A 13,307-nucleotide genomic window follows, 5' to 3' on the forward strand; every position below is an offset into this window, starting at 1 on the left:
ACCGAAAACGGCATCAAAACCCAAATCTGGTGTACGCTCATCGCACAATTGCTGATGCAGGTATTGAAAGTGAAATCGGAAAGCAAAAAAGCGTTTTCAACCATTGCTGCATTGGTCAGAATACACCTGATCAGCCACGTTGATGTGTTTTGGATGGTGCAAAATAGCCGAAGGACATACCAAAAACGAAAAAAGCGAAATAAATCACCCTGCCTTCAGACTTCTTTGTTCTAAAATAAGGGGGAGGTGGGTTTTGGGGGAAACTAAAAAGATGTATTGATATTCAATAGATTAACAACTAATTTTGCCCTATTTGAAAGATTGCCCGTTTAGTAGTGAATAGAAATAATATACTGTATCTAAATAAATTCATCATATTGCTAATTTAATAAAAAACACCTACAAGGAATTATACCTTGCAGGTGCTTGGGTTTTATCATATTAAATTTACAACTTCTCAACACCCATATTCCAAAGGGTGAATGCCTGTATATCGGCATTTTCGTTAATGGTTTGCTGAACCGATTTTCCTGCGCCGTGCCCTGCATTTACATCAATACGAATTAACATGGGGTTGTTACCCGCATTTTTCTCTTGCAATTCTGCAGCAAATTTAAAACTGTGTGCCGGAACAACGCGGTCGTCATGGTCGCCTGTTGTAACCATTGTTGCCGGATACGAAACTCCTTCTTTTACGTTATGTACCGGCGAATATCCTTTTAAATAATTGAACATTTCGTTAGAATCTTCTGCCGTTCCGTAATCGTAAGCCCAACCAGCACCGGCTGTAAAGGTATGGTAGCGCAACATATCCAACACACCCACTGCAGGTAAAGCTACTTTCATTAAATCGGGACGCTGTGTCATGGTTGCACCAACTAATAATCCACCGTTTGAACCTCCGCGAATAGCCAATTTATCAGATGAAGTGTATTTTTCTTTAATCAGATATTCGGCTGCAGCAATGAAATCGTCAAAAACGTTTTGTTTTTGTAGTTTTGTTCCTGCATCGTGCCATTTTTTGCCATATTCACCGCCTCCACGCAGATTTGGAACAGCATAAATCCCTCCGTTTTCCAGCCAAACCGCATTTGCAATACTAAAACCTGGCGTTAACGAAATATTGAATCCACCGTAAGCATATAACATCGTAGGGTTCGTTCCGTCTAATTTTGTCCCTTTTTTATAAGTAATCATCATTGGAACTTTTGTTCCATCTTTTGATGTATAGAAAACCTGTTTTGATTCGTAATCTTCGGGATTGAATTTTACTTTTGGCTGTTGGTATATTTCAGATTTTCCTGAAGCTATATTCATTTTATAAATCGTACCCGGCGTAATGTAGTTGGTAAACGAAAAATACAAATCTTTTGCATTTTTTTTATCACTGAAACCACTTGCTGTTCCCAAGCCCGGTAACTGAATTTTACGAATCAATTTTCCCGAGTAATCGAATTGTTCAACCACCGAAACGGCATCTTTCATATAATGGGCAAAAAAATAACCGCCCGCTTTAGATAGATCAAGCACATTATCACTTTCCAAAATTACGTCTTCCCATGTGCTTTTATTAACTAATGTTGCCGCCTTTACTGCCATTAATTTTTTATTCGGAGCATTTAAATTTGTTTCGATATAAAGTTTTCCATCTTTAGAATCAATAACAGAATAATCGTTATCAAATCCCGTAACAATGGTTTGAATCTGGCTGTTTGCTTTAGTTAGATCCTGAATGTACAATTCGTTTCCCGATGTGGCATTTGCAGCTGTTACTACCAAATATTTTTGATCATTGGTAACATATCCGCTCACATAACGGCGTTTGTATTTTTCACCAAAAACAATTTGATCGTCTTTTTGTGATGTTCCTAATTTATGATAATACAATTTGTGCTCATCGGTTTTTGCGGAAAGTTCTGATCCGGTTGGTTTGTCGTAACTTGAATAATAAAAACCCTCGTTTTTGTACCAACTGATTCCCGAAAATTTCACATCGACCAAAGTGTCTCCAATAACCGATTTATCTTTTGCGTTTAAAACAATGATTTTACGCCAGTCGCTACCGCCTTCTGAAATAGCGTACGCCACCAGGCTTCCATCTTCGGTAAACGAAACATCGGCTAACGAGGTGGTTCCGTCTTTAGAAAAGGTATTCGGATCTAAAAAAACTTCTTCTTTACCCGATTTATTTTTACGATACAAAACCGACTGGTTCTGCAAACCATCGTTTTTATAATAATAGGTAAAATCGCCTTCTACAAACGGAGCTCCGATTTTTTCGTAGTTCCATTTTTCTGTCAGTTGTTTTTTTAATTGATCGCGGTACGGAATTTGATCTAAATAAGCAAAAGTCACGTTATTTTGGGCAGTAACCCAAGCTGCTGTTTCGGCAGATCGGTCGTCTTCCAGCCAACGATAAGGATCGGCTATTTTGGTATTGAAGTAAACATCAATAACCTCTTTTTTATTTGTTATTGGATAATTCATTTGATTTGTTTGGGCATTTACAGCTTGCGAGATAACCGAAGCAATAAAAATAGAGCTAACTAATTTTTTCATGTCAATAGTTTTGATAAGTTGCAAAATAAAAAAACTTGCCGAGGTTGGCAAGTTTTAATTATCTGAATTATAATAAGATTACTTTTTTGTGTATTCTATGCTTTGTGAATAAGTTTCATTAGATGAAGATAACGATTCCATTTTCAAAGGATAACTATCGGCATTGTATTCATATTTTACAGTACCAGAAAAATAATCTTCCGGATCTTCTTTACTTATAATACTTATACTAAGAACATTATTAACCAAATTTGTTTGATTCTCTAATATATAAGTTGAAACCCATTTTGGAAGATTTAAGTTTTTAAAGATCCCGTTTTTAGAATCAAATGTGAAAGTTACTTCTCCCTCATCCCCTGTCATTTTTGTAATATTTCCGTTAGCATCATAGCTATAAGTAAAATAACCATCGTTAATTAAATTTCCGGTTGCATCTACTATTAATATTTCTGTATCCTCATATTTTTGAGTACCATATTCGCCAACCATAGTTAAAGTTATTGTTGTGCCACTTTGCGAAAACGTATAAGTAGTTTTACCAGAATTATCTTTTTCTACAAATTCAACCAATTGACTTCCGTTGTAAGTAAAAGTATATTCATACCCATCACTTTCGATAATTTTAGTTAGCTGACCTTTGTTGTTATAGGTAAAAGTTGTTGTGTAATCTTCTGAAACAATTTTAGAAGGTAAATACATCTTAGAAACATCAACCGTTCCGTCATCTGTTATATTATCATCGTCATTACATGATGTAAAAAGCATTCCGGCTAACACAAAAGCCGATAAAATAATTTTTTTCATAAATATTAATTTTAATTTGGTGCAAATATAAAACTCCTTTCTTCAAGAACAAGAAAGGAGTTATTTTTTATAAGATTTTTAAGATCTAATAAGTAATTGTATAAACTTCGTTTTCGGTAGATCCGTTTTCGGTATAGTTCACTGACATTCGCGTTGGATAACCATTTATAATATGTTCGGCGGGATATGAATAAGCTTCTGATGAAGTATATGTGTTTCCGTTATATTGCGAAACCGAATTTACTGAAACAGGGTTATTAGATCCGAAATAAAACAAATCAAGATCACTTAACAACAATACCCATTTTGCTGAACTAATACCGCTTAAAATGCCTTTATCGTTATTGTAACTTGCTGTAATTGTTGAGTCTTCATCGACAATTTTCACAATATTTCCCCGGTCATCGTATGTAAACGTAGTTACTTCGTCAAAATTGTTAAAGTTTAAAACCTGACCTTGGTCGTTAAAATTAACCAATACATAATCATTATCCTCATCAGTAACTTTTGCCTGATTTTCTGTAGGATAGCTTATAGTGTACGATTCTGTTTCAGTTCCGCTTGGATCATTGTAAATAGTTACAAGTTTTACTACTTTACCCGAATTATCATACGTAAAAATAGTTTCGGTATATTCTGTATCAGAATCTTTATCGACAACTTTAACCAGTTGCCCGGTTGAACTGTAAGTAAAATCTATTTTACCGTAAGTACTTGTAATGGTTTTGGGTAATTTTGTTCTTTCTGTTACATTGTCATCGTCTTTACATGAAATAAAAAGAACCGATGTTGCCAATGCAAACGGAATAATCATCTTTTTCATAAAATTAGTGTAATTTATTCTTGAGTTTCAGGATATACAATCCGAATGGGTTTGTAATAAGTTGAAACGATTTGGTTAATATCTGATGCTTGTACTTTTATTAAATAATCGCCTTCGGCATACGTTTCATTAGTTGATTTTTCAGGTAAAATCACTGTTTGAATTTGATTTATTTCAGTAAAATACCCTTGAAGATCAAATAATTTCTGATTTACTTTGAACTCTTTTGGTAAATTATCTTTAGAATAAATTTCATATGCATATTCATATACACCTGTTTGATCGGTAAACATAAAATTCATTACTAAATCTTCCCCGAACTTAAATTCTTGATTATCTGAAATATTTGTAATTTCAATTGTTGGACCATCGGTATCCGGATCTTCATCATTACAACTTACAAAAGCAGTTGCCAATAAAAAAAACACGCTTATTTGTTTTAAAAACTTCATAATTAAAAATTTAGTTTTCAAAGATAAACGAATAATTTCAAATTTTAGTATTTGACATAGAAGTAAATAAAAACAGATAAGACTGATAAAACCAGCCTTATCTGTTAAAAATCAACATCTTAAGGATAGAAAATTAGTTACTTTGTTTATCAATTTCGTGCTGAATGATGTTCCAGTCATAATACTGAAAAACTTTGCCGTTGCTCATTGCTACAAAAATCCCGTTGGTGAATGATCCGCCGAAATTAAAATTAACAGCATCTGCCCCATCACATTCTATGGTAGAAAACGGAATTTTAGCAATCATTTTATGATTGTTTGCGTTCCCATTTTCTCCTTCGCGCTTGTAAACCACAAAATTGTTTGACTGCTGGTCTGATATTAAAATATAGCCCTGATTAGCATTTGTTTTATAAAGAGCAATGCCTTCATGATCGCGTTTAAAATCTTTCTGACCGAAAAATGCCAGTTCTTCATTCCCTTTTTCAGGATCGGCATAATATTTTCTGATACCTGCGGTTTCGTCTGAATAATAAATATATCCCAATTCGTTGTCAACCATAATGGCTTCGATTTCTTTTTTGCCTGAATAGTTTCCAAATTTACGAACCAACTTTGCAGTAACCGTTCCGTTAGCATCTGTTAATTCGTACTGATACATGTATTCGCCCGAAACACCTTCTTTTCTGCCAACAATTGCATAGGTTTTTCCGTTCGAAGGATTGGTGTATAAGGCAATTCCCATAGGATCCTTTCGTTCGGAATCTTCAAAAACTGCAATTCCGCCATTATCAACGGGTTTTAAACCGGGTAACGAAAATATGCGGATTTGATCTTTCTTACGCTCGGTAACTACGGCAATATCTGTTTTTTTACCGTTTAGCATCAATCCGTAAGCAATATCAACATTGTTTGGACGATCCATAGGATAAACTTTATCTACAATGTTCCCTTGCAAATCAAATACATACAAACCTCCTGTTTCTTTTTCTTTATCGGTTCCGATAATTAATGATTGTGATGGATTGGCTTTGTTGATCCAAATAGCAGGATCGTCGGTATCATGCGGAGTTTCCTGTGTGACAACTATTGGTTTTAATGCGTTTTTAGCTACCGGTGTCAGTTTTGAAGAATTACAAGATGTTACTAAAGCAGTAACCGCTACAAGATATAGTACTTTTTTCATTTTTTAATTTCGGTTTGATAAATTACTTTAAAATCTTTTTCGTTTGATTGAATTACGTAAGCTTTCAAAATATTGTTGGTTAGGGTGAATGCCATAAAACCCGGAACAGACTGGGCAAATAACGATCCTTCTATTTTTCCTGTTTCACGCAATTCACTGCCTGCACCAGATAAAAACTGCATTACTTTTTTGTTGTTTTTTTTAATAATCTGCAAATCGTGTTCGTGTCCGCAAATGTAAGCGTCAACCTGATACTTTTCTAAAATTGGTTCAAAAATCAACTCGGTGTCTTTTGTTTCCTGCTCGCTTTTGCGTTTTCCGCCTGTGTAAAGCGGATGATGCCCAACTACGATTTTCCATATAATTTTAGGATCGTTATTCGCTAATTTTGTTTCGAACCATTGTAATTGTTCCTTGGTATCCTGATCGTTTATTCCTAAATATTTTTCAGGATTTGCCTTATACTTTGTAACAAACGGATTGGTATCAATAACTAATAACTGTAAATATTTGCCTTTATCAATTTCTATCAATCGTTCAAAATAACGGTCGGGCATTTCCCATCTTCTCGAAATCTTACTGTAATCGATCTGTGCCTGAACATTTCCTTCATAATCATGATTTCCCAACGCAACATACCAAGGTTCGTGCAGTAAATGGTGTGTATAAATGTTCTCGAACGATGAAAACCACTGATAATCCTGCGTACTTTGAACTCCTGTTGGGTAAAAATTATCACCAACAGAAATAGTAAAATTCATATCTAAAATTTCAGCAATGGTTCCCATATCACGGGCAACTTCTTTCTGTGTGAAAGCACCATGACGACCAAAATCGCCAATGGCTAAAAACGAAATTCCGTCTTTTACAGGCTGAATGTCGCGGTGCTGATGAATTGTTTTATTAAGCGTATGATCAGGACGCTCCTGACCATACGAATGAAAATTAACACTTAATAATAAAACAACTATTGGTATAAAATAATTGCACTTCATTAGAAATCGTATTTAATACCCAACGTGAATCGAGATTGGTAATATTCTAACTGCTTCATACGGTTGGTATCGCCCTGGTAATAACGCAACGGCTGGTTTGTTAAGTTGTTTGCCTCAAGAAACACGCGCCAGTTTGGTGTAAACTTGTAAGAAGCATTGAAATCTAAAAAGAATTGCTTGTCGTAATAACTGTCTTCAAACTCATTTCCACCAATTTCATCTAAATAAGCCGATGTGTAATTAGCCGATATACGTGCTGAGAATTTGTTATTTTCCCAAGCCAACGATCCGTTAACCATGTGCGGTGCGGTGCGTGGCAAACCTAAACCTGTACGTGCTTCGCCGTCTTCATTAGTTATACCTTTTGCGTCAGATTTTGTATAGGTGTAATTTGCGTACAAACCAAGATTTTTAAAGAAACTACCTGGTAAGAAATCTAACTGACGTTGAAAAGCAACTTCGAAACCGTAAACGCTTACTTTATCGCCATTTCTTGCCTGTGTAAAATCCCAGTTTTCACCTGCCGGTATTGGGTTAGCAACCGTTGGAAAATCAGCTGAGAAATTATCGGTTGTATAAATGTTGTTATTGTACGTATAAATAAAGTTATCTAAATTTTTGTAGAATGCACCAGCCGAAACAATACCAATGTTTTCAAAATAATTTTCTGCCATTACATCGAAATTTGTAGCATAGGTTGCTTTCAGGTTAGGATTCCCCGCGGCAATTTCTGAATCGGCAGGAATTACATTTACATAAGGTGCCAAATTGTAGTAGTTAGGTCGTGCAATACTTGTGGTTATAGCAGCACGTAAGATGAAATTATCGTTTACCTTATGCTTTAATGTAACACTTGGCAGTACGTTTAAATAGTCGTTCTCATTTTTAATTTCTCCTACTAAATCTTCCTCGTCCATAATATAATTTCCGGTATATTCAATAGCAGTATGTTCTAAACGAACACCGGCAATTAACGATGTTTTTTCGTTGAAATCCTGATCCCAACGTAAGTATCCGGCAGTGATACGTTCTTTAGCTTTATAATTCGATGACAAAAATTCTGCCGGTTGTAAAGAAGATTCGAATAAATTAGGGTTTCCTAAATCTAACGAACCTAACAATTGATTGCTTGCAAAATATCCAGGTACGTATTGCGAACCTTGGTTAAAATTGTCGCCGCTCCAAAACACATTCTGAACATTTGCAAGGCTTCCCCAAGGGTTTAGTGGTTCATATTCGTAAAAAATGTTATCGCGTACTTTGTCTTTTAAACGCAGACGGGCACCAAAACGTAAACGCCCTTTTTGATGTTGAATTACAGAAAGCGGTACACGGAAGTTTAATTTCGCTCCGATTTCTTCTTCCTGCGTGTAATCATGATTTTCTGTGATGGACCTTAATTCAAAATTATTAGGATCTTCGCCACCAGCAGCATAAACCAACGGATCGTTTTTTCCTTTTGTGCTTTGTCCCATGGTTACATCTTTCTGTCTAAAATCCATGTAACGTTCATTCGGGCGGTCTTCGCTTGCTTTGGAATAAGAAACAGACCAGTCCATGTCTAATTTAGGCGTTAACAAATGCTCGCCTCGCAAGGAAATGTTCATTATCCGCTGATCTTCTAAACGGGCATTTTTGTTGCGGCTATTGTCAATACCACCTTTTGTTTCACGACGTATTTCTCCTACATAAGTTCCATCATCTTGTAACTCTAAATCTCTGTAACGGGTACGGTAACGATTTTCTCTGTCATCGCGCCAGTTGTACATAGCTGTTAAATCTATTCTGTTATTTTCGTTAAAAACATAATCACTGCTTAGAGAGAAACTTCTTCTAACCCGCTGTACATCGTATTTACGAATATCCATTTCGGTTATATACGGATTTCCGTTATCGTCTTTATCCCAAACAGCTTCTACGTTATCTGATCCAAAATTTTGTGATTGCCATGTTCCCGACGCAATGATTCCTAATTTATTATCAGCAAAACGGTTTCCGTAAATAAATGCACCGTTGTACAAACCTTTGTCACGTATAGGTGCATAACCACCCGATAACGTTGCCGAGATACGCTCGCGGTTTGGCACAGCACGGGTAATAAGGTTTACGGAACCACCAATAGCATCGGCATCCATATCCGGAGTTAGGGTTTTGTTTACTTCGATGGTTGAAATCATATCAGACGGAATCAAATCCATTTGAACATTTCGGTTATCTCCTTCAGCAGACGGAATGCGGTCGCCATTTAAAGTTACCGAGTTTAATTCGGGAGATAAACCACGAACAATAATGTTTCGGGCCTCACCCTGATCGTTCTGCATAGTAATTCCCGGTACACGTTTTAATGCATCGCCAATATTGGCATCGGGAAAACGACCTACCTGGTCAGATGATATAATGTTAGTGATGTTTGCATTATTGCGCTGTTGATTTAATGCTTTTGCCTGACCGCGAAGAAAATCACCTATAATTACAATTTCTTCTAACTCTTCAGAACCGGCTATTAACTGAAAGTTTGCGGTTGTGGTATGGTTGGCAGTAACGATCACTTCCTGTGCAGCTGTTACATAACCTATATATTCTACATATACCGTGTAATTTCCTTCAGGAAGACTTAAAAATTCATAACCGCCGTTTTGATTAGAAATGGTATAACGGTTTGAACCTTCGATTTTTATTGTAGCTCCGGGTAAAGAAAATTTATTGCTTTCGTCAATTACTTTCCCAGAAATCACCCCACTTTGTGCAAATGTAAAGGCACTTACCAAAGAGGCGGCTAAAATGTAAAAATTCTTCATTTTAATAGTTTTTACCTTAAAATTAGTTTAGGCAAAAATATCTTTACAAAAAGAAACTATAATTACCGGTATGTTATAAAACGGTTAAATAAATTATTCTGTATATAAAGAAAACTAAGATAAAAAAAAGACACCTAAGTGTCTTTTTTACTATTAATGCTCGTGTTCATCGCCAATAAAAACTTCTATAAACTGTTGGTTCTGGTTTCCGTTAACATCTAAAACCGTGATACCTACGTGATAATGACCTTCTTTTACATCTTCCGGTACATTGATTGGTTTTTCAACTGTAAATTCGGGTGATTTAGAAGGTACCTCTGCTGAAAAATCATAGTGGAATTCTTCTGCTTCTGATTGTTTTGCCTTATGTTGGTGCCCATCTTCTGCCGAATGTACTTCGATCTTATAGCTTGCTAAACCTATATTATCCTTCAAATCTGCTTTGAAATTTAAAACAGATCCCGGTTCTATTTCCTGATCGTCTGTTGGCGTAATAATTTGAATGGTTGGTTTGGTAGTATCCGCTACCATATTATCGTCATCTGAACATGAGCTGATTATTAATAAACCAATTAGTGCGAAACTTAAACTTGCTATTTTTTTCATGATTTGATTTCTTTTTTTTAATTAATGGGTATTGTTATAAAAAGTTGAATGTTTCTGCCAAACTCAGGGATATCCAAAGCCCGGTAAAAACTGTTGTGGTGGTAATACACCGTGTTAAATACATTGTTTACCTGCAAACGAATTTGCGGCTTAAAGTTTTTAAAATTAAGAGCCGAACTAAATTGAACGTTTACAATGGTATATCCCGGCGTTACCTCTTCGTTTTGGGCAATACGGTTTTGCTGCAATGCGGTTTTAACGGTTAACTGCAACTGGTTTTGCTGTAACAGTTTGCTCTCGTTAAAATGATATTGCACGCTGAACTGCCCGTTTGTAGGAGTAGAAAACGGCAACGGATAATCAACTCCTGTGTCACTAATCTGTTTATTGTACAAATAAGCTGCCTGTACCTGAAAACCAAATTTGTTCCATTGGTATAAGGCATCTATCTCTAAACCGGTAAGCATGGCTTTCGATTGCTCATAGCGATATACCTGTCCGCCATGTGGCAAAATAGAAAACACGCCTGTTGGTTTCAAGAAAATATAATTAGTGAAATAATATAAATAAGCACTTGCGTTTATTTTTAAATTACTTTTATGAAAATGCTGACTTAAATCAAAAGCCCAACCTTTTTCAACATCTAAATCAGGGTTTCCTTGTTCGTGACGAAACGCACCGTGATGTATTCCGTTTGAACTTACTTCCATTGCCGTGGGAAACCTGAAGTTCGACGCTGCTGTAAACGTACTTTCCCAACCTTCGGAAATTTGGTACGATACGCCTATGGCTGCATTTCCACGAGAAAAATCCTTAGACAAAGGTATACTGCGCTGCGCATTGGTTTGGGCATCAGTTTCAGCTGTCCCTCTTCCAATTAAATAATCATACAATACGTCATCGAAATATTCTGATACATTTAAATGTGCCGCATCATACCGTGCCCCCAGTTCTACATTCCAATCAGCAGCTATGTTCCAGGTATGCTTACCAAAAATCCCTATGTTCCAACGGTCGTATTCCGGCATTAAATAACTGTAACCTTCTATATCGTTGGTTTGATACTGGCTTTGCACACCCAAAATAGTAGTATGATCTAACAGCCAATCCTTTTTGTACGATAGTTCGGCATTCAGGGTATTTAGTTTAAAATCTAACTCTAAATCAGGATTGATTTCCGGTGCCACCTGATTGGAATAATGTGTATGAAACAAACTGTATTCCTGACGGTGATTGCGTTGAAAACCTAATTTAAAATCCCAGGCATCGTGCGTATTTTGCCATTTGGCATGATAGGTCACTTTAGTGTGATTTACCTGCTGATAAGGCATGCCTATGTTTCGGTCACTACCATCGGGTTTTGCATCATTAACTGACGGAATACCGTGAGCTCCGGCAAAAAAACCCGACTTGTTTTGAAACTGGCTAATGCTTAAAATGCTTTGAAAATAATCATTGACATATCCCCATTGTCCATACACCGAAAATTCGTTTCCGGCAGTATTAACCATCGTTCCGTTTGTCAATGGAATTTTGGTACCCAAATAGGTAATTTCATCAACAGGAACTTTGAAATCGGCAAAGATGCTATAAGACGTTTTAAATTTATAAAAATTCTTATCGTTTTTATAAGACAGATTCAATCCGTTTGCCCATGATTTATTAACACTTTGAGCTGTGGTTGCATATTGCCCTTTAAAGCCATTGGCAGGAATGATCTCATTATTCACCTCGATAACACCGGCAATGGCATCAGAACCGTGTGTAATGGTTCCAACACCTTTAATTACCTCAACGCTTTCGGTGGTTAACGCATCAATTTCCAAACCGTGATCGGCACCCCATTGCTGTCCTTCCTGCTTAATACCGTTTTCGGTAACTGCCAGGCGGGTAAATCCCAACCCACGCATCATGGGTTTTGCGGTTTGCGAACCAATTGTAACGGCATCTAAACCCACTACGTTCGCAAGGGTTTTAGCCAAACTGCTGCTGTAATTATCTTGCAGATATTTCTGTGTAATTTTTTGCTGATTATAAGCTTTTTGCTGTGCGGTATGAATTACAATGGTTTCCAGGGTTTCTTCTCCTTCTTCTTCTAAAACAATTGTTAGTTGTTTTGATTGGTCTAAGATGATTTTTTCCTGATAGATACCGTAACCCTCGGCAGAAACTTTTAACGTATATGTTCCGCTTTTTAGGTTATTAAACGTAAATCTTCCCAAAGGATCCGTATCCACACAATTACTGCTTAAATCAATATGGCTGTTTGCAATGGTTTCGCCCATCGTATTTTTTACCACACCTTGCAATTGGTGCTGTGCAAATATACTATAGCCAAACATACACAAAACAACCGTTAGTAATAAACGCATTTTGTGAATTTTTAATTTGTGTAAATAATCGAAAAATCTATTTAAACAAAAATAGGCGGACCGCGAAGGGAAATAACGTCAAACGAAGCATCAACATAGCTAGTGTGGTGCGTTACGTTTAATTTTGGATATGTTATTGAAGAATAAAATACGATTACATCTGGTGTTACAGTTGTAAACGGACTTAAAGTAAAATGACAAATCTGACAATTATCAGGATGATGGTTTGCCAATGGATCATTTTTGGTGTGATGCGAACCTGCATCGAAAAAATCAGTAATTAAATGCGAATAGGTATGCGCAGATTGAAACATCAACGTTACTAAAACGCAAATGCTAAAAAACAACGATATGATCCGCTTATTTGATTTCATAATTTTACAAAGATAAAAAAACTACTTATATTTAAAGTCTAATTTATTCCATTTTTATGATAAGATTATACATTTTCTTGATGTTCATTATTTTCTCATGTCTAAAAAGTTTTGGACAAAATGAAAGTTATATTGTTGATCACTACTAACCGACTAACTTTTCAAAATTAAGGAGCTTCCCATTGTGGTTAGCTCCTTTTTTCATATTTTGGTTTTACGACAAATCAAAAATATGAGCAATAAAGATACAGAAAAGAAATTAGTCGGTCAGCCGATTTTCAAACAAATCATCAATTTTATTCCAAAAGATAAATTTGATATGCTTGTCTACAAGCATA

10 protein-coding genes are annotated in these 13,307 nt (G+C 36.0%); all 10 read right to left on the reverse strand.

Features of this window, described 5'->3' with window-relative positions:
- Positions 1 to 447: 447 nt before the first annotated feature.
- Complete coding sequence (locus BLW20_RS13375; RefSeq protein WP_091102290.1) at positions 448 to 2,559, reverse strand: prolyl oligopeptidase family serine peptidase; 2,112 nt, start codon at positions 2,557 to 2,559, stop codon at positions 448 to 450.
- A gap of 78 nt (positions 2,560 to 2,637) precedes the next feature.
- Positions 2,638 to 3,363, reverse strand: coding sequence for an RHS repeat protein (locus BLW20_RS13380; RefSeq protein ID WP_091102293.1), 726 nt, complete (start codon positions 3,361 to 3,363; stop codon positions 2,638 to 2,640).
- Between the two features lie 85 nt (positions 3,364 to 3,448).
- The gene (locus BLW20_RS13385) at positions 3,449 to 4,186 is read right to left on the reverse strand and encodes a hypothetical protein (protein ID WP_143037813.1); all 738 of its coding nucleotides are present in this window, start codon (positions 4,184 to 4,186) and stop codon (positions 3,449 to 3,451) included.
- A 14-nt stretch (positions 4,187 to 4,200) separates the two neighbouring features.
- Positions 4,201 to 4,638 carry a DUF4625 domain-containing protein gene (locus BLW20_RS13390; protein WP_091102298.1) on the reverse strand — a complete coding sequence of 146 codons (438 nt, stop codon included), beginning with the start codon at positions 4,636 to 4,638 and terminating at the stop codon, positions 4,201 to 4,203.
- A gap of 133 nt (positions 4,639 to 4,771) precedes the next feature.
- A complete protein-coding gene (locus BLW20_RS13395; RefSeq protein ID WP_091102301.1) occupies positions 4,772 to 5,824 on the reverse strand; it encodes a phytase in 1,053 nt (350 codons plus the stop codon).
- On the reverse strand, positions 5,821 to 6,819 hold the full coding sequence (locus BLW20_RS13400) for a metallophosphoesterase (RefSeq protein WP_091102305.1): 999 nt from the start codon (positions 6,817 to 6,819) through the stop codon (positions 5,821 to 5,823). Before BLW20_RS13400 ends, BLW20_RS13395 begins: the two co-directional genes overlap by 4 nt.
- Complete coding sequence (locus BLW20_RS13405; protein WP_091102309.1) at positions 6,819 to 9,617, reverse strand: TonB-dependent receptor; 2,799 nt, start codon at positions 9,615 to 9,617, stop codon at positions 6,819 to 6,821. The genes BLW20_RS13400 and BLW20_RS13405 overlap by 1 nt, the downstream gene beginning before the upstream one ends.
- Before the next feature lie 153 nt (positions 9,618 to 9,770).
- A complete protein-coding gene (locus BLW20_RS13410; protein ID WP_091102314.1) occupies positions 9,771 to 10,223 on the reverse strand; it encodes a DUF4625 domain-containing protein in 453 nt (150 codons plus the stop codon).
- 17 nt (positions 10,224 to 10,240) lie between these two features.
- Positions 10,241 to 12,595 carry a TonB-dependent receptor gene (locus tag BLW20_RS13415; protein WP_091102318.1) on the reverse strand — a complete coding sequence of 785 codons (2,355 nt, stop codon included), beginning with the start codon at positions 12,593 to 12,595 and terminating at the stop codon, positions 10,241 to 10,243.
- 41 nt (positions 12,596 to 12,636) lie between these two features.
- A complete protein-coding gene (locus BLW20_RS13420; RefSeq protein WP_091102321.1) occupies positions 12,637 to 12,969 on the reverse strand; it encodes a hypothetical protein in 333 nt (110 codons plus the stop codon).
- Between the last annotated feature and the right edge of the window lie 338 nt (positions 12,970 to 13,307).

Source organism: Paenimyroides marinum (genome assembly GCF_900108395.1).
Taxonomy (GTDB): Bacteria; Bacteroidota; Bacteroidia; order Flavobacteriales; family Flavobacteriaceae; genus Flavobacterium; species Flavobacterium marinum.

Bases quoted from the DNA above. Each gene is read 5' to 3' on its own strand.
- BLW20_RS13405 (WP_091102309.1), bottom strand. From the start codon at position 9,617: ATGAAGAATTTTTACATTTTAGCCGCCTCTTTGGTAAGTGCCTTTACA.
- BLW20_RS13395 (WP_091102301.1), bottom strand. From the start codon at position 5,824: ATGAAAAAAGTACTATATCTTGTAGCGGTTACTGCTTTAGTAACATCT.
- BLW20_RS13380 (WP_091102293.1), bottom strand. From the start codon at position 3,363: ATGAAAAAAATTATTTTATCGGCTTTTGTGTTAGCCGGAATGCTTTTT.
- BLW20_RS13385 (WP_143037813.1), bottom strand. From the start codon at position 4,186: ATGAAAAAGATGATTATTCCGTTTGCATTGGCAACATCGGTTCTTTTT.
- BLW20_RS13420 (WP_091102321.1), bottom strand. From the start codon at position 12,969: ATGAAATCAAATAAGCGGATCATATCGTTGTTTTTTAGCATTTGCGTT.
- BLW20_RS13410 (WP_091102314.1), bottom strand. From the start codon at position 10,223: ATGAAAAAAATAGCAAGTTTAAGTTTCGCACTAATTGGTTTATTAATA.
- BLW20_RS13390 (WP_091102298.1), bottom strand. From the start codon at position 4,638: ATGAAGTTTTTAAAACAAATAAGCGTGTTTTTTTTATTGGCAACTGCT.
- BLW20_RS13400 (WP_091102305.1), bottom strand. From the start codon at position 6,819: ATGAAGTGCAATTATTTTATACCAATAGTTGTTTTATTATTAAGTGTT.
- BLW20_RS13375 (WP_091102290.1), bottom strand. From the start codon at position 2,559: ATGAAAAAATTAGTTAGCTCTATTTTTATTGCTTCGGTTATCTCGCAA.
- BLW20_RS13415 (WP_091102318.1), bottom strand. From the start codon at position 12,595: ATGCGTTTATTACTAACGGTTGTTTTGTGTATGTTTGGCTATAGTATA.